General features: G+C 73.7%; 16 protein-coding genes. 6 read left to right on the top strand and 10 right to left on the bottom strand.

Annotated features, from left to right (window positions below):
• Positions 1 to 31: 31 nt before the first annotated feature.
• Both LV78_RS36350 and LV78_RS36345 read right to left on the bottom strand, forming a co-directional pair.
• The gene (locus tag LV78_RS36350; RefSeq protein WP_253850641.1) at positions 32 to 1,609 is read right to left on the bottom strand and encodes a monocarboxylic acid transporter; all 1,578 of its coding nucleotides are present in this window, start codon (positions 1,607 to 1,609) and stop codon (positions 32 to 34) included.
• Positions 1,609 to 2,028 (bottom strand): DUF485 domain-containing protein, encoded by a 420-nt coding sequence (locus LV78_RS36345; protein WP_253850640.1) that lies wholly within the window; start codon positions 2,026 to 2,028, stop codon positions 1,609 to 1,611. The genes LV78_RS36350 and LV78_RS36345 overlap by 1 nt, the downstream gene beginning before the upstream one ends.
• A 341-nt stretch (positions 2,029 to 2,369) precedes the next feature.
• Between LV78_RS36345 and LV78_RS36340 the strand changes: the two genes are divergently transcribed.
• From LV78_RS36340 to LV78_RS36325, 4 genes are all read left to right on the top strand, one after another.
• A complete protein-coding gene (locus LV78_RS36340; protein WP_253850639.1) occupies positions 2,370 to 5,291 on the top strand; it encodes a sensor histidine kinase in 2,922 nt (973 codons plus the stop codon).
• On the top strand, positions 5,288 to 5,731 hold the full coding sequence (locus LV78_RS36335) for a roadblock/LC7 domain-containing protein (RefSeq protein ID WP_253850638.1): 444 nt from the start codon (positions 5,288 to 5,290) through the stop codon (positions 5,729 to 5,731). The genes LV78_RS36340 and LV78_RS36335 overlap by 4 nt, the downstream gene beginning before the upstream one ends.
• Positions 5,732 to 5,741: 10 nt before the next feature.
• On the top strand, positions 5,742 to 6,467 hold the full coding sequence (locus LV78_RS36330; RefSeq protein WP_253850637.1) for a DUF742 domain-containing protein: 726 nt from the start codon (positions 5,742 to 5,744) through the stop codon (positions 6,465 to 6,467).
• Positions 6,468 to 6,644: 177 nt separating this feature from the next.
• A complete protein-coding gene (locus LV78_RS36325; protein WP_015803876.1) occupies positions 6,645 to 7,103 on the top strand; it encodes a GbsR/MarR family transcriptional regulator in 459 nt (152 codons plus the stop codon).
• Here the strand turns inward: LV78_RS36325 and LV78_RS36320 are convergent.
• The 7 genes from LV78_RS36320 to LV78_RS36290 all read right to left on the bottom strand — a co-directional run bounded on the left by LV78_RS36320 (position 7,046) and on the right by LV78_RS36290 (position 13,122).
• Positions 7,046 to 8,038: a COX15/CtaA family protein gene (locus tag LV78_RS36320; protein WP_253850636.1), complete on the bottom strand. Its 993-nt coding sequence runs from the start codon at positions 8,036 to 8,038 to the stop codon at positions 7,046 to 7,048. The two genes, LV78_RS36325 and LV78_RS36320, sit on opposite strands and share 58 nt — an antisense overlap.
• Before the next feature lie 167 nt (positions 8,039 to 8,205).
• The gene (locus tag LV78_RS36315) at positions 8,206 to 9,057 is read right to left on the bottom strand and encodes a hypothetical protein (RefSeq protein WP_253850635.1); all 852 of its coding nucleotides are present in this window, start codon (positions 9,055 to 9,057) and stop codon (positions 8,206 to 8,208) included.
• Positions 9,057 to 10,178 (bottom strand): hypothetical protein, encoded by a 1,122-nt coding sequence (locus LV78_RS36310; RefSeq protein ID WP_253850634.1) that lies wholly within the window; start codon positions 10,176 to 10,178, stop codon positions 9,057 to 9,059. The genes LV78_RS36315 and LV78_RS36310 overlap by 1 nt, the downstream gene beginning before the upstream one ends.
• A gap of 3 nt (positions 10,179 to 10,181) precedes the next feature.
• Positions 10,182 to 10,505, bottom strand: coding sequence for a WXG100 family type VII secretion target (locus tag LV78_RS36305; RefSeq protein ID WP_253850633.1), 324 nt, complete (start codon positions 10,503 to 10,505; stop codon positions 10,182 to 10,184).
• On the bottom strand, positions 10,502 to 11,257 hold the full coding sequence (locus LV78_RS36300; RefSeq protein ID WP_253850632.1) for a YbaB/EbfC family nucleoid-associated protein: 756 nt from the start codon (positions 11,255 to 11,257) through the stop codon (positions 10,502 to 10,504). The genes LV78_RS36305 and LV78_RS36300 overlap by 4 nt, the downstream gene beginning before the upstream one ends.
• Positions 11,258 to 11,413: 156 nt before the next feature.
• Positions 11,414 to 12,130, bottom strand: a complete 717-nt coding sequence (locus LV78_RS36295; protein ID WP_253850725.1) for an ABC transporter permease — start codon at positions 12,128 to 12,130, stop codon at positions 11,414 to 11,416.
• Between the two features lie 53 nt (positions 12,131 to 12,183).
• On the bottom strand, positions 12,184 to 13,122 hold the full coding sequence (locus tag LV78_RS36290; RefSeq protein WP_253850631.1) for an ABC transporter ATP-binding protein: 939 nt from the start codon (positions 13,120 to 13,122) through the stop codon (positions 12,184 to 12,186).
• A gap of 121 nt (positions 13,123 to 13,243) precedes the next feature.
• On the opposite strand from LV78_RS36290, the gene LV78_RS36285 reads away from it, so the two are divergent.
• Both LV78_RS36285 and LV78_RS36280 read left to right on the top strand, forming a co-directional pair.
• On the top strand, positions 13,244 to 13,870 hold the full coding sequence (locus LV78_RS36285) for a DUF998 domain-containing protein (RefSeq protein ID WP_253850630.1): 627 nt from the start codon (positions 13,244 to 13,246) through the stop codon (positions 13,868 to 13,870).
• On the top strand, positions 13,867 to 16,374 hold the full coding sequence (locus tag LV78_RS36280) for a glycosyltransferase (RefSeq protein WP_253850629.1): 2,508 nt from the start codon (positions 13,867 to 13,869) through the stop codon (positions 16,372 to 16,374). The genes LV78_RS36285 and LV78_RS36280 overlap by 4 nt, the downstream gene beginning before the upstream one ends.
• On the opposite strand, the gene LV78_RS36275 is transcribed toward LV78_RS36280, so the two are convergent.
• A complete protein-coding gene (locus LV78_RS36275; protein WP_253850628.1) occupies positions 16,317 to 20,258 on the bottom strand; it encodes a patatin-like protein in 3,942 nt (1,313 codons plus the stop codon). The genes LV78_RS36280 and LV78_RS36275 overlap by 58 nt on opposite strands.
• Positions 20,259 to 20,382: the final 124 nt, after the last annotated feature.

The following is a 20,382-nucleotide window of genomic DNA, read 5'->3' as shown; positions in this document are numbered from 1 at the left end:
TCAGTTCACCCGATCAGGGCTGCTCACCGGATCAGGGCTGCAACCCGGACCCGATCCCGGTCAGCGACCGGACCTCCATCTCGGCCTGCTTCGCCGGGTCGGCCTTCTCCTTCGACAGGATCGTGCCGAGCCACCCGCACAGGAACGACAGCGGGATCGACACCAGGCCGGGGTTGTCCAGCGGGAACCAGTGGAAGTCCACGCCGGGGAAGATCGACGTCGGCGACCCGGACACGGCCGGGGAGAACGCGATCAGCACCACGCACGACCCCAGGCCGCCGTACAGCGCCCACAGCGTCCCGTTCGTGTTGAACCGCTTCCAGAACATCGAGTACACGATCGTGGACAGGTTCGCCGACGCGGCCAGCGCGAACGCCAGCGCCACCAGGAACGCCACGTTCTGCCCGTTGGCCACGATGCCGCCGCCGATCGCCAGCACGCCGACCACCACGGCGGTCAGCCGGGCGACCCGCACCTCGGACCGGGGGTCGGCCTGCCCGCGCTTGATGACGTTCGCGTACACGTCGTGCGCGAACGAGGCCGACGCGGTCATGGTCAGCCCGGCGACCACCGCCAGGATCGTCGCGAACGCCACCGCGCACACGATGCCCAGCAGCACCGTCCCGCCGATGTGGAACGCCAGCAGCGGCGCGGCCGAGTTCTCGCCGCCCGGCGCCTTGCTGATCGCGTCCTCGCCGACCAGGGCCAGCGCGCCGAACCCGATGACCAGCGTGCACAGGTAGAACGTGGCCATCAGCGAGGTCGCCCAGACCACCGAGCGCCGCGCCTCGCGCGCGTTCGGCACCGTGTAGAAGCGCATCAGCACGTGCGGCAGGCTCGCGGTGCCCAGCACCAGCGCCAGCGCCAGCGAGATGAAGTCCATGTGCGCGATCGCGGAGCCGCCGTAGCGGGCGCCGGGCGCGAGCACCTCGTCGCCGAGCGGGGAGCGCCTGCTCGCGGTCTCCAGCAGCGCCGACAGGCTGAACCCGAACTTGCCGAGCAGGAACACCGTCAGCATGGTGACGCACAGCAGCAGCAGGACGCCCTTGATGATCTGCACCCAGGTCGTGCCCTTCATGCCGCCGACCAGCACGTACAGCACCATGACGACGCCGACGACCGCGATGACCAGCGCCTGCCCCGCCTCGTTCTGCACGTCCAGCAGCAGCGAGACGAGCGCGCCCGCGCCCGCCATCTGCGCGATCATGTAGAAGAGCGAGATGACGAGGGTCACGTTGGCGGTGGCCGCGCGGACGGGCCGCTGGCGCATCCGGAACGCCAGCACGTCCCCGAGGGTGAACCGGCCGGTGTTGCGCAGCCGCTCGGCGATGAGCATCAGCCCCACCAACCAGGACACGACCCAGCCGATGGAGTACAGGAACCCGTCGTACCCGTTCACCGCGATGCTCCCGGAAATGCCCAGGAACGACGCGGCGGAAAGGAAGTCGCCGGAGAGCGCGACGCCGTTCTGCGAGCCGGTGAAGCTGCTCCCCGCGGCGTAGTAGTCGGAAGCGCTCGCGTTCCGGGTGCCCGCCCGGTACACCACGAACAGCGTGATCAGCACGAAGACGCCGAACACGCCCAGGTTGACCGCCGTGTTGGCGCCCATCAGTTGCCGTCCTCGTCGGTCAGCTCGCGGACCGCGGCGACCCTGGGGTCCAGCCGGAGCCTGGCGTATCGGGAGTAGCCCAAGGTCAGGGCGATGGTGGTGACGAACTGGAGCAGGCCGAGCAGCAGGCCGACGTTGACCACGCCGAACACCCTGGTGGCCATGAAGTCGGGCGCGAACGCGGACAGGCCCACGTACGCGAGGTACCACGCGAGGAATCCCAGGATGGCGGGCACGACGAACAGCGCGGTGCGCCTGCGCAGTTCCCGGAAATCCTCGCTCTGCTGAATCGCGACGTAATCCGGATTGCCGTCCTCGTCGACGAGCAGGGCGGGTGCGGGATCGTCGAAAGTGGCGAATCCCCGCGCGTCCGCCCGCTGGTGCCGGGATTCCACCGGTGGCGGAAACGCCTTGGTCATCAATCCTCCACGCGGATTCGCGGCACGGGCCCGTGCGGCTGCACGGCGGCTGCGGGCGCTCAGCGTAACCGCGTCCGGTCGGCTGGCCAACGGCCTGTGCGGAGTGTCGCCGAGCGTGTCGTATCTGTTAACACCAGCGGGTTCTGACCCGCACAAACGGGGCTTCTCGAAAATTTCTCACATAGTGTGATCCGCCGAACGGTTGAGATCCTGACGGCTGGTCGTTGTCGTTCGGGCGTTCACGACCTACTATCTCGCAGCAGCCTTCCCCGCCTGCCGTAAAGGTCGGCGTGGTTTTGGCTGTGCGGTGAATCGACCATAAGAAACTCCGGGGCTGCTTGGTGACTGGCGACAACAGCACGCGCAGGCAATGGCGGACCGCCGTCGCCGACTGGCGGAATTGGCGGCTGCCGGTCAAGCTGGCCGCCGTCCTCGCGGTACCCGTGCTCGTCGCGCTCGGCTCGGGCCTGATGCAGATCAGGACCGACGTGCGCACCGCCGACGGCTACGCGAACATGCAGCGGCTGGTGTCGCTGCGCGCGGGGCTCACCCCGCTGGTCGCGAGCGTCCAGGACGAGCGGGCGCTGTCCGCCCAGCGCTCCGAGGGCGCGAGCGTGGACAAGCGCAACTTCGACGCGGTCACCAACGAGACCGACCGCGCCGCCAACGCCGTGCGCGACCTGGTCCGCAACACCCCGACGCTCGGCCCCGTCGCCGAGGCCCGCTACCGCGACGCGCTGGTCCAGCTCGACGGCCTGCCGCAGCTGCGCGACCGGGTCGCCAGCGGCACCGTCGACCTCGCGGGCGGCATCGGCGCCTACTCGGTCGTCATCCGCTCCCTCACCGACTTCGACCAGGCCATGGTCGGCGACTTCGGCGACGCCTCGCTCACCGGCACGGCGAACGCCCTGCACAACCTGGCCATGACCGGCGAGCAGGTCTCCTGGCAGCAGGCCACCGTGCTCGCGGGCGTGAGCCGCCGGGGCCTGCTGGACACCGAGAAGACCATGCTGGAGCAGTCCTGGACCCGCTTCCAGGACAAGGTCGCCGAGTTCACCGCCGTGGCCACCGCCGACCAGCAGGCCGACTTCCGCAGCACCGTCGCCGGCCCCGAGGTCGACACCCGCAACCGGCTCCTCCAGGGCGTGCGCACCGACCCCGGCACCGTGCGCACCCAGGTGCCGGTCAAGGACTGGAACACCGCCTCCAGCTCGACGCTGTCCCGCATCGAGGTCGTCATGTCCCGCCTCGGCGGCGAGCTGCTGCGCGCCTCCGCCAGGCTCCAGGACTCCACCAGCGACCGCGCGGGCGTGGCCTCGGTCATCCTGCTCGCCTCGCTGTTCTCCGCGGGCGCCATCGGCTTCGTCGTCGGCAGCTACCTGCTGCGCTCGCTGCGCACCCTGCGGGTGGCCGCACTCGACGTCGCGGACAACCGCCTGCCCGAGCTGGTCACCCAGCTGCGCGAGGGCGGCGTGCGCACGGAGATCGAGCCGGTGCCGGTGCACACCACCGAGGAGTTCGGCCAGCTGGCCCGCGCGTTCGACGCCGTGCACAGCCAGGCCGTCAGCTCCGCGGCCGAGCAGGCCGAGCTGCGCGCCGGGATGCGCAACGCGTTCATCAACCTCTCCCGCCGGAGCCAGGGCCTGGTCGAGCGCCAGCTCAAGCTCATGGAGGAGATGGAGCGCCAGGAGGAGAACCCCGACCAGCTGGCGAACCTGTTCAAGCTGGACAACCTGGCGACCCGGATGCGCCGCAACAACGAGAACCTGATGGTGCTCTCCGGCAGCGACGTGGCCCGCCGGTTCACCCGGCCGGTGCCGCTGGCCGACGTGCTGCGCGCCGCCGGGTCCGAGATCGAGCAGTACCACCGGGTGATGGTGCAGACCACCCCGCCGGTCGACGTGGTCGGCTACGCGGCGGGCGACCTGGTCCGGCTCGTCGCGGAGCTGCTGGACAACGCGACCGCGTTCTCCCCGCCCGGCACCCAGGTCATCGTCAGCGGTCGGCCCCGGCCCGGCGGCGGCGTCCTCGTGGACGTGGTCGACCAGGGCGTCGGCCTCACCGAGGAGGGCATGGCCGAGGCCAACCGCAAGATCGTCACGGCGGCCCTGGACGACACCGCCGAGCTGTCCGCGTCCCGCCAGCTCGGCCTGTACGTGGTCGGCAGGCTCGCGGGCAGGCACGGCATCCAGGTGGTGCTGCGCGAGCAGGGGGCGGACCGGGACGGCGTGCGCGCCGTCGTGGCGGTGCCCTCCGAGCTGGTCCGCCCGGCCGGGACCGGCCAGCTGCCCGCCGCCCGCAGGCCCGCCGCCGAGCTGGAGCGCGGCCAGAGCAGCGCGCTGCAGAGCAACGTCGTGCGCGACGCCCTCCAGAACGGGACGGCCCAGAACGGGACCGCGTTCGGCACGAACGGGACCGCGCACACCGGCGCCGCCCAGAACGGCACGGTCCAGAACGGGACGGCCCAGAACGGGACGGCCCAGAACGGCACGGCCCAGCCGGGCGGCGCACCGGCGGGCGAGAGCGGCTGGGCCGCGTTCGCCGGCCGCGCGCTCGACCCGGCCCCGCCGAGCAGGCCCGAGCCCGCTCGCGCGCCGCGCGCCGAGCAGTTCGTGATGGACGACTCGTTCTCCTTCTCGGCGGACACCTCCGCCCCGGCCGCCGACCCGAGGGCGGACGAGCGGCGCGTCGACGACGAGCCGCCCGCGCCGCCCCGGCGGGTCGAGACCCCGCCCGGCGGGGAGCTGCCCAAGCGCACCGCGACGCCCCCGTCGCGCTCCGCGACCGACCCGTTCCGGCAGCCAGAGGCCACGCAGGGCGGTTCGACGTGGTTCTCCAAGCGCCCGAAGGGGCAGAGCGCCGACGCCACCCCCGTGGCGCCGCCCCCGGCCCCGCCCGCCGCGCCGCCGACGGCCCCTCCGGCCGAGGGTGGATATGCGCCCGGCCGGGTCACCGCGCAGTTCTTCGGCGCGCCGTCACCCGCCAGGCAGACGCAGCCTCCCGCTATTTCGGCCGAAGAGGTACCGTCCCGACACGTGACAGCCGCAGGGGCGGAGCTGCCCAAGCGCAAACCGCGCACCAACCTGGACGCGAACCTGGTCACCGAGCGGCCCGCGCGGGCTGAGGGCGAGAGCGCTGCGCCCCCACCCGTACGGAGGGACCCGAACGCGACACGCGGGTTCCTGGCCAACTACCAGACCGGCGTCCGGCAAGGTGTTCGGCAGGCTGGGGACAACAGAACGGGGCGGGAGACCGAACAATGAGCGCGCAGAGGGCTGGGCAGGTCGATCGGTTCGGTTGGCTGGTGTCCAACTTCGCCGACCGGGTGCCCGGTGTCGCCCACGCGGTGGTGATCTCGGTGGACGGTCTGCTGCTGACCGCCTCCGAGGGGCTTCCCGAGGACCGGGCGGACCAGTTGGCGGCCATCGCGGCCGGTGTGTCGAGCCTGACCGACTCGGCGGCGCGCTGCTTCGACGGGGGCGGCGTCAAGCGCTCGGTGGTCGAGATGCAGCACGGGATCATGCTGCTGATGTCGATCCGGGACGGCTCGTGCCTCGCGGTGCTGGCCGCGCCGGACGCCGACGTCGGCCAGGTGGCCTACGAGATGACCGTGGTGGTCGAGCAGGTCGGCCAGCTGCTGACCCCGGAGCTGCGCGCGCAGATCCACGACGCCAAGCGGATCATGGCCCGTCCTTCGGCTTGAGGTGGAGCAGATGAGCAGCGATCCGGAGTCCCAGTCAGGCAAACAGTCGTTCGCCGATCTGCTCAACGGCTTCAGCTTCAGCTCATCACGCCCGAACAAGCCGGAGCGCGAGGCCGCGCCGGACCGGGCGGCGCGCCGCCCCCGGCGGCCCGAGCGGGCGCCCGAGGCCGAGCAGGCGAACGACCGCCCGGAGTACGGGGACTACCCGTACTCCGAGGCGGAGTACGGCGACGCGCCGGGGTACGAGCGCGGGTACGCGGAGCCGGGGTACGCGGGGCACGGCGACGCGGCCTACGGCGACGCGGGGTACCCCGAGCCCGGTTACCCGGAGGCCGCCCACCAGGGGTCCGGTCACGCCGACGCCGTTCACCCCGACGCGGGTGAGCACGAGGACGCGCCCTCGATCGTGCGCGCCTACTCGTGGACCGGCGGGCGCACCACCTCCACCTACCAGCTGGAGCTGGAGACCCTGGTCTCGGCGGCCGAGTGGGACCACCCGGCGGCGCTCGGCATGAAGGCCGAGCACCAGGAGGTGATCGCGCTGTGCGGCAGGCCCCGGTCCGTGGCCGAGATCGCCGCGCTGCTGAAGGTGCCGCTGGGCGTGGCGAAGGTCCTGCTCGGCGACATGGCCGAGCGCGGGCTGATCGACGTGCACCAGACGATCTCGTCCGAGGACGGCGACCAGCCGAACATGGGCCTGATGGAGCGGGTGCTCGCCGGGTTGCGCAGGCTCTGAGCGGGCGCGCGGCCGGTCGCCGACCGGTCTCGCGGCCCCTCGCCGCGCACCCCGGTGGGTCGCTCGTCCGGGTGAGTTTCGCGCAGAGCGATCTCCGCCGGACCGGCGCGCCCTTTGCCCCAAGATCCACCTGCGACCTACTATGCCTTCAGTGTTGACCGAAGGGCAGGGGGTCGCATGAGCGCGGGACGGGAAGCGCGGCTGGCCGCGTGGATCGAGCGGTTCGCCGCCCACTTCGCCGAGGAGGGCATCCCGCTGATCGGCGGGCGCATCCTCGGCTACCTGCTGGTGTGCCAGCCCAGCGAGCGGACGGCGGCCGAGCTGTCCCAGGAGCTGGAAGCCAGCAGCGGTTCCATCAGCACGAACCTGAAGTTCCTCGTCAACGCGGGGCTGGTGACCAAGCGCACCCGGAGGGGGCGCCAGGCCGCCCAGTACCGCATCGACGAGAAGCGCTGGGCGGACCTGGTGCAGCGGAAGCTGGACGCGCTGGTCAGCGTGCGCGAGCTGACCGAGTCCGGGATGCGGCTGATGAGCGGCGACCCGGAGCGGGCGGTCAGGCTGCGCGCCGTGGACGACCTCTACGCGTGGCTGGCCACGGAGCTGCCCTCGCTCTGGGAGCGCAGGCCCTCGCGCTGATCCCCGTCGTCGTCGGGGCCGCCGCCACCGGTGGCCTCGGCGTCGCGGACGCGCGTCACCAGCCACAGCCCGGCGGTCGCGACGACCACCACGGCCGAGCCGAGCACGTGCAGCGACACCAGGGCCTCGGGGATGCCGAGGAAGTACTGGACCATGCCGGACGTGCCCTGGGCGAGCACGGCGGCCACCAGCAGCCAGTAGCGCTTGCGCGCGGCCCTGAGGTGGAAGTGCAGCGCGAAGCCGAGCGCGATCAGCATCCCCAGGAACAGGAACAGCAGGTCGGCGTGCAGCTGCGCGACGGTCTCGATGTCCACCTGGAGGCGCGGGGTGTCCGCGTCGCCCGCGTGGGGGCCCGCGGCGGTGGTGAAGGTGCCCGCGACGAGCAGCAGGCCCAGCACGCCCACCTGGACGCTCTGGAGGGCCATCAGGGGGCGCGGCAGCAGCGGGCGGGGCGGTGCGTCGCCCTCGCGCAGCGCGCCCACCAGGAACACCGCGTACCAGACCAGGACGAGCGAGATCAGGAAGTGCACGCTCACCGTCCACCAGGCCAGGCCGGTGAGCACGGTGATGCCGCCGACGACGGCCTGCACGACCACGCCGCCGAGCTGGACGACGGCCAGCTTGAGCACGCGGGGGCGGCGCGGCCGGTCGAACCAGGCGGCCAGCACGGTCAGCGCCGTGATGATCGTGATGACACCGGTGAGCGTCCGGTTGCCGAACTCCACCCACTGGTGCAGCGCGGCCACTTCGGGGTGCTCGACGGGGGTGAAGCTGCCCTCGAAGCACTGGGGCCACGTGGGGCAGCCCAGGCCGGAGCCGGTCACGCGGACGATCGACCCCGTGACGGTGATGCCTGCCTGGGCGAGGACGGCCGCGATGGCGAACGAGCGCTGGCCTGAGCGCAGGAAAGAGGTGAACCAGGACGGTGCGGACACGAACCGATGGTAGGCAAGGTGGTCGGCGGAGCGTGACCGGGGGTTGACAAGATCGGGCCGGGCATGGTTAGGCGGCCCGTGGCAAGGGACCTAGGTCCTGCTGACCGGACGGCCGGGTGTCGGGCACGTCGCCGCCCGGCGCGGCGGGCCGGGCGGCGGCGGGCCGGTCAGCTCGCGGCTGCCGGGTGCCGGGGCCGCGCGTGGGGGACGCGGTCGAGCAGGCCGAGGGCGCTGTCGACCACGGGGAGCACCGTCGCCGGGTCGATGGGCCCCTCGAAGACGGCGTAGAGGAAACCGGAGTCGAACTGCCACTTCACGTCCTGCTGCGGGCCGGGCAGGGCGTCGGTGCGCGCGGCGAACCAGCTCAGCGCCTCCGCGGTGAACGCGCTGCGCGCGCTCGCCAGGTCGAGCCCGCGCGCGCTGAACTCCACGTCCACGGGCGGGTCCAGCGGCACGCGGCTGTCCCGGTCCCGCTCGCCCGCGACCGGCAGCCTGGCCTCGTGGGCGTGCGCCATCCGCTCGTGGTGGGGCAGGTCCCCGAGCCGGAGCAGGGACATCGGCGGCAGCGGGGAGGTGGCCACCTCGATCCGGTGCTCCACCAGCCAGACGACGCCGATCGTGCGCGGCTGCGCCATCCGCACCGAGCTCTCGGTGACCCGGACGTGCCAGGGGCCGTGCCGCAGGTCCAGCGCGAGGTCGGACCGGAACGCCGACCGCTGGAAGAGCCAGAACGGCCACGGGTAGACCCTGGTGCGCTGTCCGGAGAGCAGCGGCCGCACCGACGCCGACCATGGCGTCGCTTGGCTCCCCAGCCCCGTCACCTCTCCTCCGCGCGCGCTCGCCAGCGGCGCCAGCGCGGTGGCCAGCTCGGCCAGGTCCCGCCCACGCTTGCGGAACTGCCACCAGCGGCGGAGGAGCACGAACGTGAGCCAGGCGCCCAGCACCACCAGCGTGAGGGGACTGGTCAGGTACTCCACCATGCTCTCCGCCACTGCGGGCAGAACAGCTTTCTCGGCCATCAGAGGTCCAGATCTCCCTTGATGCTCTGCTTGGACCGGTCGGTCCCGGTCTCGCCGTAGGCTTCCTGCTTCTCGTCGCCCGCGCGGTTCCGCGCGCCCTTCTCGTGCAGCGGCAGCACCTGGTTCACCAGCTCTTCGCCCGCCGCCTTCGCGAACGACCTGCCCGCGCCCTGCTGCACCCGCTCGCCGACCATGCCGTCCTTGCTCATCAACCGGTCGAGCGGGGAGTTCAGCGTCTTCCGCCAATCCGGCCCGGACTGACGCGCCAGGCGGGCGTCGGCGGCCCTGCTGGCGGCGGCCTTGTCCGCCATCGCCTTCTGGAAGGCGGGGCGGATGTTCCGCATCCGGCCGACCAGGCGGCGGAGGAAGTCCACGATCTTGGTCAGGAACCCGCGCAGCTTGGCGACGATCCGGGCGACCCGGCCCGCGCTGGCCGCGACCCGCACGCCGGTGGCCGCGCCCGCCGCAGCCGTCGAGCCGCCCGCCGTGGGGATCGCGGCGGCCAGCGCGGGAATCCAGATCATGATCAGCCAGGTGATCAGCTCGGTGAGGATCGCCTTGATCACGTCCTCTACCACGGTCATGATCATGCTGGAGATCTGGAGGAACCGGGCCAGCTCACCGGCGTGCCCGGCGACCCCGTCGACGCCGCCCGCGAACTGCCCCAGGCGCTCGGCGGCGGCCTCGGCGGCCTCGCCCTCCCAGCCCTGCACCTGGCCGCTCAGGTCCCGGTCGAAGGACTCGCGCAGCTTCGCGACGCCCTCGCCGATGGCGTTGAAGTTCTCGGCCGCCTGCGCCAGCGCCGGACCGTCGCCGCTGACGAAGTGGATCGCGTCCTCCAGCGGCTGCACGACGCTGATCAGGAAGTTCAGCCCCTGCCCGATCAGCCAGCCGAGCGGGTCCATCGCGACGGACGTCGCGGAGGTCTTCAGCGAGTCGAACAGCGCCGACCCCTCCGAGACGAGCGCTTGCTCCCCGCCGGGATCGTCGCGCTTTCTCGCCGCCTCGGCGGTCTTCAGGTAGTTCCCGTAGAACGGGGCGGCCTCGGCGGCCTTCTCCCCGGTGGTCTTCTCGCCGACGGTGATCTCGACCCCGCCCGCCGCCACCTTCTCCTCGGCCACGCGCTACCTCCCGCCGCTTCCGGTGTCGATGCCGTCGAAGGCCCGCTGGATCGCCTCTTCGGGCCCCCGGTAGTCCTCGGCGGTCGCCCGGAAGCGCTCGCCCACCCCCTGCAGGCCCTCCTCCAGGTCGCCGAACAGCTCCTTGAGGTCGCCGAGCATCCCGGTGTAGGTGCTCTTCACGAACAGCCCGACGACGCCCCAGGACTTGTCGCCGACGTCGGCCCGGTCGACCAGGCCCTTGATCTGCCCGGCCGTGCCCGCGTGCCCCTCGGCCGCGCCCGCGAAGCCCTCCAGCTCCGCCGGGTCCACGCTGAACCCGTCGCTCATCGCCCGTCCTCGTCGTCGTAGAGGTTGAGGAAGCGGTCGTCCTGCTTGCCGCCCTGACCGGGCGGCTGGGGCTTCGACCCCGGCTGCTTCCAGTCGTCCTTCATGAAGTTCCGCTCGGAGAAGTCCTCCTGCTGCGGTTCACGGCCCTGCGGGCGCTGCGGTTGACCGGGTTGCGCCCGGTCGGGCTGCGGTTGTCCGGGCTGGGGCCTGCCGGGAACCGGACCGCCCTGCGGCTGTCCCTGCGGCGTCGGGCGCGCGGGCGGCGCCGGCGGTGCCGGTGGCGCAGGCGGCGCCGGTGGGCGCGGCGGGGCCTGCTGCGGGGGAGTGGTCGCCTCGTCGGCGGTCACCGCCCGCAGCTCCTCCTTGGACATGCCGAACAGCTCCGCCTGGGTCTCCAGCACCTGCTCGGTCAGGTCCAGGTCGTCGCCGAACGCCTCGCCGATCGCCCCGTCGACGATCCCCGCCTGCCTGCGCGCCGCCTCGGCGACCGCCTTGCGCAGCGTCGACATCAGCTCGCCCGCGAGCGCGTGCGCGGGCTTGCGCACGGCCTGCTCGGTGAGCCTGATGTCCAGGATCGACCCGGACGGTCCCGCGACGACGGTGACGGACCGGTCCGCCGAGGTCGCCGCGACCTCCAGCTCGGCCAACCGCTGCCGCATGTCGTCGACCCCGGCGAACTGCCCCTCGACGCGGGTCATCCGCGCCTGGAACCGCTCGAACTGCGCGACGAGCTGCTCGAAATCCGCTGACAAAGCACGCCCCCAAGGCCTTCCCGTGTGATGGGTCCACATGGTGACCGCTCAACGGGTGATTTCGGGGGAGAACGGGTGAAACGGGGCCGGAAAGCCGAGAGCGGAGCGCCCACCTGGGGGCGCTCCGCTCTCGGGAGACCGTCGGTGCCGCTCGGGTCAGCTCAGCTTCGTCGTCCGCGTCGCCGCGAGCCCCGCCACCGCGCCCCACACCACCAGCACCGCGACCGGCCCGACCCCCGGCCCGGTCCCGTGCACCAGCGCGGCCTCCAGGCCCTCCACCAGCGCCGCGGACGGCAGCAGGCCCACCACGGCGCCGACACCCGACGGCATCGAGTCCGGGCTCAGCGCCACCCCGCCGACCAGCAGCAGCAGGAACCACACGATGTTCGCCAGCGCCAGCACGACCTCCGCGCGCAGCGCACCGCCCAGCAGCACGCCCAGCGCGCCGAACGCCAGCGTCCCCAGCACCACCAGCAGCACCGCCCAGGCCAGCCCGGCGGCGGTCGGCGACCAGCCGAGCAGCAGCGCCGTCACGCCCAGCACGACCATCTGCACCACGACCACCGCGAACCCGGCGGTGATCCGCCCGGCCACCAGCAGCCACCTCGGCAGCGCGGTCGCGGCGAGCCGCTTGAGCACCCCGTACCGCCGGTCGAAGCCCAGCGCGATCGCCTGCCCGGTGAACGCCGACGAGATCACCGCCAGCGCGAACACCCGCGCCGACGCCGACGCCACCCTCGGGTCGGGCACCGGCAGCACCGTCGCCAGGGTCAGCGCGACCAGCAGCCCCAGCGGGATGATCAGCGTCAGCAGCAGCTGCTCGCCGTTGCGCAGCGTCAGCAGCGCCTCGGTCCTGGCCTGAGCCAGCAGCATCCGCCCCAGCGGGGCCCTGCCCGGCGCGGGCGCGAACGTGCCCGGCTCGAACCTCACGACCGCAGCTCCCTGCCGGTCAGCTCCAGGAACACGTCCTCCAGGCTGCGCTTGGCCACCGTCAGCTCCTCGGCGAGCACGCCCTGCTGGGCGCACCACGACGTCACGGTCGACACCACCTGCGGGTCCACCTTGCCCTCCACCAGGTACGCGCCGCGCACGGTCTCGCGCACCCCCATGCCCTCCGGGAGGGCGGCGATCAGCAGCGAGGTGTCCAGGCCGGGCTTGGCGCGGAAGCGCAGCTGCTGCTCGTCGGCGTCGTGCGCGGTCAGCTCGCTCGGGCTGCCCTGCGCCACCACCCGCCCGCTGTCCACGATCACCACGTGGTCGGCCAGCGCCTCGGCCTCGTCCATCAGGTGCGTGGTCAGCAGGACGCTCACCCCGTCGGCCTTGAGCGCCGCCACCAGGTCCCACACCAGCCTGCGCGCCTGCGGGTCCATGCCCGCCGTCGGCTCGTCCAGGAACACCAGCTCCGGCCTGCCGACCAGCGCGCACGCCAGCGACAGGCGCTGCTGCTGCCCGCCGGACAGCCGCTTGTACGTGGTGCGGCCGACGCCGTCGAGCCCCAGGACCTCCAGCAGCCAGGCCGGGTCCAGCGGGTTCGCGGCGCACGCGGCCACCAGCCGCAGCATCTCGTCGGCCCGGATTCCGGGGTAACCGCCGCCGCCCTGGGGCATCACGCCCACTCGGGGCCGCAGCCGGTCGCCGTCGCGCGCGGGGTCCAGTCCGAGCACGCGCACCTGACCCGCGTCGGCGGAGCGGAAGCCCTCGCACACCTCGACGGTGGTCGTCTTGCCCGCGCCGTTCGGGCCGAGCAGCGCCAGCACGCTGCCCTGCTCCAGGACGAGGTCGAGGCCGTTCACCGCGGTCTTGGCGCCGTACCGCTTCACCAGCCCCGACACTTCCACGGCAGGGCGATGGGGTTTCGGGCTCACGAAGGGCAGCGTAGGCCAATGGGGGTGGGGCTGGCCCCACCAGGGTTCTCCAGGAAGCTCCAGGGTCGTGTGGGGGGACTTCCCGATATCCCCGGATGGATCATTCCGCCATTATCTCCCTGTGGACGCGAACAGGGTGGAAATGGTCGAGGCGCCGAGGGCGCTGGCTGTTGCCGCACTGGCCGTCTCGCCTTTTCCCGTAGTTTACCTGCACCTCTCGTCCGGCGGTACGATCAGCCCTGTCCAGAACACGATCAGCGATTACGTCTCCGTTTCCGGTGGGACCTGGCTGCTGGGTTTCACCGCTCTCGCGCTGGCGGTGGGGTCGATCGCGTTGCTGGTGGGCATGGTGCGCTCGGGTTTGCCGAGGCGAGGGCCGGTGGCGGTGCTCATCGGCCTGTGGGCGGCGGGGCTGGCCGTCGTGGCGGTCTTCCCGACCGACCCGGTCGGAGCCCCCACCTCGGTGACCGGACTGGTGCACAGGTACGCGGGCGCGGTCATGTTCGCGAGCCTGCCGATAGCGGGTTGGCTGGTTTCCCGCGCATTTCTGCCGAGCCCTCTGCTGCGGCGTCTCTCGATACTCGCCGGATTCGCTTCCGGAGCATTCATGTTGAGCCACACGGCGGTGCTCGGCGCGGGTAGTGGATTGGTCCTGCTGGGCCTGTTCGAACGCGTCCTGTTCGTCGTGCTGTACGCGCTGCTGTTCACGCTGGCGGCTGCGCTCTCCAGGCGGGAGGGGACGTCGTGACGTGGATCGCGGTGGGGTTGGCGGTGGTCGGGGCGGTCTTCTTCGCGCTGGCCGCGCGCCTCCAGCACGAGGCCGTGCGGGCGGTGGAGGGGCCGCTGCGGGTGGCCGCGCTGCTGGGCAGGCCGCGCTGGCTGCTCGGGCTGGTGCTGATGGTGGTGGGCGCGGGCGTGCACGCGGTGGCGCTGGGCATGGCCCCGCTGAGCGTGGTGCAGCCCGTGGGCGTCCTGGCGATCGGCGTCACCGCCGTGCTCGACCGGCGCTGGGCCCGGCTGCCCGCCGTGCTGGTGACCACGCTCGGCGTCGGCGCGTTCGTGCTGCTCGCGGCGGGCAGCGCCACCCCGACCGAGGTGCCGCCCGAGGCGGAGCTCCAGGCGGTGCTGGTGTGCCTGGCGCTGCTGGCCGCCGCCGGGCTCGCGGGCGTGGTCGCCACCCGGCCCGCGCTGCGCTCGCTGGCGTTCGGCTCGGCGGGCGGCGTCGCCTACGGCTGCGTGTCGCTGCTGATGCGCGCGGTGTCCCAGGACTTCCAGACCGGTGCGCTCGACCTGTCGTCCGCGCTCACCGTCGTGGCCATCGTGGTCGCGCTGCTGGTCGGCGGCTGGTTCATCCAGCACGCCCACTCCGGCGGCTCCTCGCACCTGGTGGTGGCCTGCCTGACCGCCGTCGACCCGCTGGTCGCGGTCGGCCTCGGCGCGTTCCTGCTCGGCGAGGCCGCCGCCACCGGCGTCCCGGTCGCGCTCGGCCAGCTCGCGGTGGCCGGGGTCGCGGTCGCCGGCGTGGTCGCCCTCGCCCGCGCCGAGCACGAGCCCGCTGTCGAGCATGACCCCGCTGTCGAGCACGACCGGCACGACGGCTCCGCCGACAGCGCCCCCGCCCGCAGCGCCGCCCGGCAGGCAGAGCCCGCCCGCAGCGCACCGGACCGCAGTGCCCCGGACCGCAGCACCGCCGCCTGCCACACCCCCGCACAGCAGGTAGCGCCCGCCGACAGCGCCTCCGCCCGCAGTGCCGCCCGGCAGGCAGAGCCCGCCAGCAGTGCCCCCGCCCGGCAGGTAGCGCCCGCCGACAGCACCCCCGCCCGCAGTGCCACCCGGCAGGCAGCCCCCGCCAGCGGCACCCCCGCCCGCAGCACCCCCACCCGCCACATCCCCACCCGCCACACCCCAGACCACCGCGGCGTCCAGCCGCTCCTCACCCCCGCGCGCGAACGGTCAGCGGACCGGGGCGCGGCAGCCCGCGAGGGCCGTCCCGCGCGGAGGGGCACCACCACCGGGGGCCCCGGTCCCCTGGTGGAGCGAATCGAACACCTCGGAACGGAGAACGACGTGACCGACGGCCGCGCCCTGCGCATCCTCATCGCCGCCGAGACCTTCCCGCCGGACGTCAACGGCGCCGCGCGGTTCGCGCACCGCCTCGCGGTCGGGCTCGCCGGTCGCGGGCACGACGTGCACGTCGTGTGCCTGGACCCCAGCGGCAGACCCCGGACCGAGCGGGTGGACGGCATCACCGTGCACCGCCTGCGCTCGCACCGGACCCCGTTCCACCGCACGTTCCGGATCGGCGTGCCCTGGCAGGTGTCGAAGGACGTCGCGGGCGTGCTCGACGCGGTCCGCCCGGACGTGGTCCACGTGCAGGCGCACTTCGTCGTCGGCCGCTACGCGCTGCGCCTGGCCGCCGAGCGGGGCATCCCCACCGCCGCGACGAACCACTTCATGCCGGAGAACCTGTTCGGCCACGCGCACGTTCCCGGCTGGCTCCAGGGCGTGGCCTCCCGCTGGGCGTGGCGCGACCTGCGCAACGTCTTCGACGTCGCCGACGTGGTCACCGCCCCGACGCCGCGCGCGGTGGGCCTGCTGCACGACAACGGGTTCCCGCGCCGCGCGGTGCCGGTGTCCTGCGGCATCGACGTCGACCGCTACCGCCGCTACCCGGCGCCCGCGAACGACCGGCCGACGGTGCTGTTCGTCGGCAGGCTGGACGAGGAGAAGCGGGTGGACGAGCTGCTGCGCGCCGCCGCGCTCGTGCCGCTGGTGAAGGTCGACCTGGTCGGCGACGGCTCCTGCCGCGCGGAGTGGCAGAAGCTCGCCGAGAGGCTCGGCATCGCCGACCGGGTGCGGTTCCGGGGCTTCGTGGACGAGGAGGAGCTGCTCCAGGCCTACGCGGGCGCGGACATCTTCTGCATGCCCGGCGTGGCCGAGCTGCAGAGCCTGGCGACGATGGAGGCCATGGCGGCGGGCAAGCCGGTGGTGGCCGCCGACGCGATGGCCCTGCCGCACCTGTGCAGGCCGGGCCGCAACGGCTGGCTGTTCCAGCCGGGCGACGTCGCCGAGCTGGCCACCAGGCTGCACGCGCTGGCCGCCGACCCGGCGCTGCGGGCCAGGATGGGCGCGGCGAGCGGCGAGCTGATCGCCGCGCACGCCATCGACTCCACCCTGGCCACGTTCGAGGGCCTCTACGCCGAGGCGATGGGCTCGGTCACGGCAGCCGCACCCGCCGCGCTCGCCGCCTGAGCGCGGGCGACCCGGTCGGCCACTCGGCGCGCGGCCCGCTTCCCGGCGGGCCTGAGCACCGGGTGGCCGTCCCGCACGCCCACCAGGAACCGGAACAGGCTGCCGTGCCCCTCCAACCTGCGCAGGAACGCGGCCTCGTCGCGCACCCCGGCCAGCACCGCCTGGTCCTCGATGCCCGCCAGGATGCGCGCCCGCCCGCGCAGCGGCACCCACCAGGTGGTGACCAGCAGCAGCACCGCCCCGAACCCGACCCCGGTCCACAGCACCGCGTTCCACGCGGGGGAGTCCAGGTCCAGCGCCCGCACCAGCACCCCCAGCGCCAGGTACCCGGTGCCGTACACCCCGGCCCACCCGGCGGTCGCCGCCGAGGGCGGCTCGGCGTGCTCGGTGACCCACGGCGAACCGTCACCGGACGGGTCCACGCCCGCCCCCGAGCCCGACCCCGCGCCGCCGTCCACCACGGCGGGCTCCTCGGCCCGCCGCCACCGCTGCATCGACCGCCCCAGCGAGAACGACGCGCCGAACCCGATCGCCACCGCCACCAGCGACGCCAACCCCAGGACCCACCAGTCCGCCTCGGCCAACCACCCAGCCGCCGCCCGCGCGCCCAACCACAGCACCCCGGCCGCCACCACCACCCCGACCAGCCGCTTCGGCACCCGCACCCGCTTGAGCACCGCCAGCGGCGTGCCCACCGGGGACGGCAGGCTGCCCAGCGCCAGCAGGCACGCCACCACCACCCCCACCCCGGCGATCGCGACCACCCCCGTGGTCGCCCCCTCCTGGCCCGTGCCGCCGCCCAGCGCGGCCTCCGACCGCGTCACCGCCACCGACACCAGCGGCAGCACCGGCGACAGCAGCACCAGCCCGTGCAGCAGCGTCCCCGACCGCAGCGCGGCGTACCCGAACGCGGCCAGCAGCGTCGCCGCCCCCAGCGCGGCGGCCGGGGCCACCGCCCAACCGGGCAGCAGGTCGAACAGCGACAGCACCAGCAGCGCCCCGCCCAGCGCCAGCCCGACCAGCCCCAGGAACCGGGCCAGGTTCCCGCCCCTGGTCAACCCGTTGATCATCCAGTAGGGCAGCAGCGCCGCCCCGCGCAGCGCCCTGGTCAGCGGCTTCACCGGCCCCAGCCCCGACCGGTCGCTGTCGGCCACGGTCACCGCGACCGCCGCCGCCGTCGCCGCCGTGCGGATCACCTGGTCGCTGCCCGCCTCCTGGCCGATCGGCTCCCGCCCGATGCCCGCCCGGTCGAACGCGCGCAGCGCCAGCACGCCCAGCGCCGCCGTCTCCTCGGTGCTGATCGGCGGCGTGGCGAGCCTGGCCAGCAGCCCGGCGTGCTCCTCCAGGAACAGCTCGCCGCGCGAGCGCCGGTCCGCCCCGTCCGCCCGGTCGGCCAGGATCGCCTGCCGCAGCGCGGGCAGCTCCTCGCAGATGATCCGCGCGTGCAGCCCCCACGCGGCCAGGTCGGCGAGCGCCGCGCAGGTGGGCGGCAGGTCGGCCTCGCCGGAGGCGTACACCCCGGTCAGCTCGGCCACCGCCGCGTCCCGCGCCGCCCGCAGCTCCTCGGGCAGGACGCTGCCGAACAGCTCCGCCACCAGGTCCGCCACGACCGCCCCGGCGCGCTGCGCGGCGTCACCGGGCAGTCCGCCCGCGAGCTTGTCGACCCGCCGCAGCCTGGTCGGCTCGAACAGCACCCGGCACAGCATCGACGCCCCGTCGAGCCTGCCCCAGATCCAGTCGTTGACCCGCCACGACCGCTTGAGGAATCCGGAGAACCGGCTCAGCGACGCCCCGCCCGCCTTGTCGTCGGGGGTGCGGCTGTAGTCGGCGAACGCGTTGCGGGTGCGCAGGCTGACCTGCACCAGCTCCACGGCCTGGTCGAGCCCGCTGATCGAGTCGTCGGCCAGGCAGGTCGTGGCCACCTCCAGCGCGAGCAGCCGGGACAGCCACACGTCGTCCCCGACCAGCCCCACCTCGGCCTCGCCGCGCGTGACCGGCTCGGTCAGCAGCAGGCACCACGGCTCCAGCCCGACCATCGCCCGCCGCTCGGGGCTCAACCGGGTGATGATCGCGTGCGCGTGCCCGAGCACCTCGGCGACCAGCGCCACCTGCGCCCGCACCCGCTGCCCGAGCTCCTCGTCGGAGTCCGCGCCCATCCGCTCGGTGAAGTTCTGCAGCCGCTCCCGCCAGTACATCTGGTTCAGCTCGACCGGCCGGTCGTCGGGCAGCCGCAGCGAGGCCCGCACCCGCGCCTCGACGCCCGCCCGCACCTGCTCCGAGTCCAGCTCCTCGTGCAGCCTGCGCAGCTCCGCGCGCACCCGGTGCAGCACGGTCCGGTCGCCGGTGATCAGCGCGCAGTCGTCCAGGCCCGGCCCCTCGGCGGGCACCACCCACACCAGCCGCTTGAGCAGGTCCATCGCGGCGGTGACCAGCCGCTCGGCCATCGAGATGCCCCACGGCCAGCCGGTGACCGGCGCGGCCACCGGCAGCGGCGGCACCGGCACGTACGGCAGGCTGCCGTGCTCGCGCAGCCAGCTCCGCTGCGCGACCTCGGCGGCGGCCCGCACCCGCTCGAACGTCCAGCCCGCCGCGTTCGAGCCGGGCTTGTCCAGCTCGCGGGTGGCCAGGTCGCGGGCGGCGAGCCGGATGCGCACGTCCTCGTAGTGCCCGCGCAGGGTCCTGGTCAGCTCGTACAGGCTGCGGGTGATCGGCGCGTCCTCGCGGTGCAGCCGGGACAGCAGCGCGCTGCGCCCGCCGCGCCGGGTCGCGGCCCGCCGGTTGTGCTCCTCGATGCGCTCCACGTAGGTGCGCCCGCTCTGGCTGGTCAGCGCGCCCAGCAGCTGCCCGCCCGCGCCGACCGCCGTCGGCGGGCCGGGCTCGGGGGACGCGGCGCCCTCGGGCGCGCCGGGCGCGTGCGGGAACACCAGCAGCATCACCCGCCGCACCGGGCCCTCGGCGGGCATCCGGTCGATCGCCTCCAGCGCCTCCCTGGTGGGGGTGTTGACCAGCACGCCGCCGTCCACCGCGTACCGGGACAGGTCGCGGTCGCCGTCGGTCCACGAGGCCACGCCCGCCATGTCGACCGGGCCGCCGCCGTTGACCGGCACCCGCGAGGGCTCGAACGCGAACGGGAACGACGCGGACGCGCGCGCGGCCAGCGCCATCCTGGGGATGAGCCGGTCCAGCCCGGTCGGGGCGAAGTCGTCGCGCGGGCGCTCCTGCGCGGTCTCCCCGGCGGGCCTCGCCCAGCCGTACGGGTCGCGGCGGAACGAGAAGCTGCCCTGGTGGCTGGACTGGACCAGGGCCTCGCCGAGGTCGTCGTAGGTCACCGACGGCACCCCGGTGAGCAGGGTCGTGGTGATCCGCAGGTCCACCGGGCGCTCGTGCGCGGGCAGCGGCCGGTAGTCGTCGGTGAGGCGTTCGAGGGCCTCGTGCAGCCGGGGCAGGAAGAACTCGTCGCCGCGCAGCAGCGACACCGGGTCGCCCTGGAACGGGGTGCGCAGCAGCTGCTCCATGCGGCCCTGCTCGGACCACAGGTCCCGCAGCCGCTCCAGCTTCGCGGCCTCGTTGACCTGCGAGAGCGCCAGCGCGGCCCCGTTGATGCCGCCCGCCGAGGTGCCGGTGATGACGTCGGCGCGGGCGGTCGCGCCGACCATGTCGAGCAGGTGCCGGTACGGGCCGGTGCTGCGGGTGAGCCGGTCCAGCTCCAGCACGGAGCCGCCCATCCACACGGCCAGGCTCACCCCGCCGTTGAGCACCACCGCGAAGCGGACCTGCTCCTTCGGGATGCCCCCGGCGGCCTGCCCGGACTGACCGACCTGCTCAGACTGTCCAGCCTGACCGCTCTGCCCGGCCTGCCCGGACTGCTCGGAGCCAGCGCTCACGCCCGTTCCCCCTCGATCACCCGTGGTGGGCTTCCAAGATCCCTGCGGACACTGGAAGGACACCACGGACATCTCGTGCGGGTGATCGGGGGTTACCCCTCGTGACCGAATTGCTGCTCAGCGT

The organism is Actinosynnema pretiosum, from assembly GCF_024171695.1.
GTDB classification, from domain to species: Bacteria; Actinomycetota; Actinomycetes; order Mycobacteriales; family Pseudonocardiaceae; genus Actinosynnema; species Actinosynnema pretiosum.
The sequence above is the reverse complement of the archived record's forward strand: the minus strand, read 5'-3'. Positions and strand labels throughout refer to the sequence as shown.

Excerpts from the sequence above, each read along its gene's own strand:
- LV78_RS36330 (WP_253850637.1), top strand. The coding sequence starts at position 5,742 with ATGAGCAGCGATCCGGAGTCCCAGTCAGGCAAACAGTCGTTCGCCGAT.
- LV78_RS36325 (WP_015803876.1), top strand. The coding sequence starts at position 6,645 with ATGAGCGCGGGACGGGAAGCGCGGCTGGCCGCGTGGATCGAGCGGTTC.
- LV78_RS36305 (WP_253850633.1), bottom strand. The coding sequence starts at position 10,505 with ATGAGCGACGGGTTCAGCGTGGACCCGGCGGAGCTGGAGGGCTTCGCG.
- LV78_RS36335 (WP_253850638.1), top strand. The coding sequence starts at position 5,288 with ATGAGCGCGCAGAGGGCTGGGCAGGTCGATCGGTTCGGTTGGCTGGTG.
- LV78_RS36345 (WP_253850640.1), bottom strand. The coding sequence starts at position 2,028 with ATGACCAAGGCGTTTCCGCCACCGGTGGAATCCCGGCACCAGCGGGCG.
- LV78_RS36295 (WP_253850725.1), bottom strand. The coding sequence starts at position 12,130 with ATGCTGCTGGCTCAGGCCAGGACCGAGGCGCTGCTGACGCTGCGCAAC.
- LV78_RS36350 (WP_253850641.1), bottom strand. The coding sequence starts at position 1,609 with ATGGGCGCCAACACGGCGGTCAACCTGGGCGTGTTCGGCGTCTTCGTG.
- LV78_RS36315 (WP_253850635.1), bottom strand. The coding sequence starts at position 9,057 with ATGGCCGAGAAAGCTGTTCTGCCCGCAGTGGCGGAGAGCATGGTGGAG.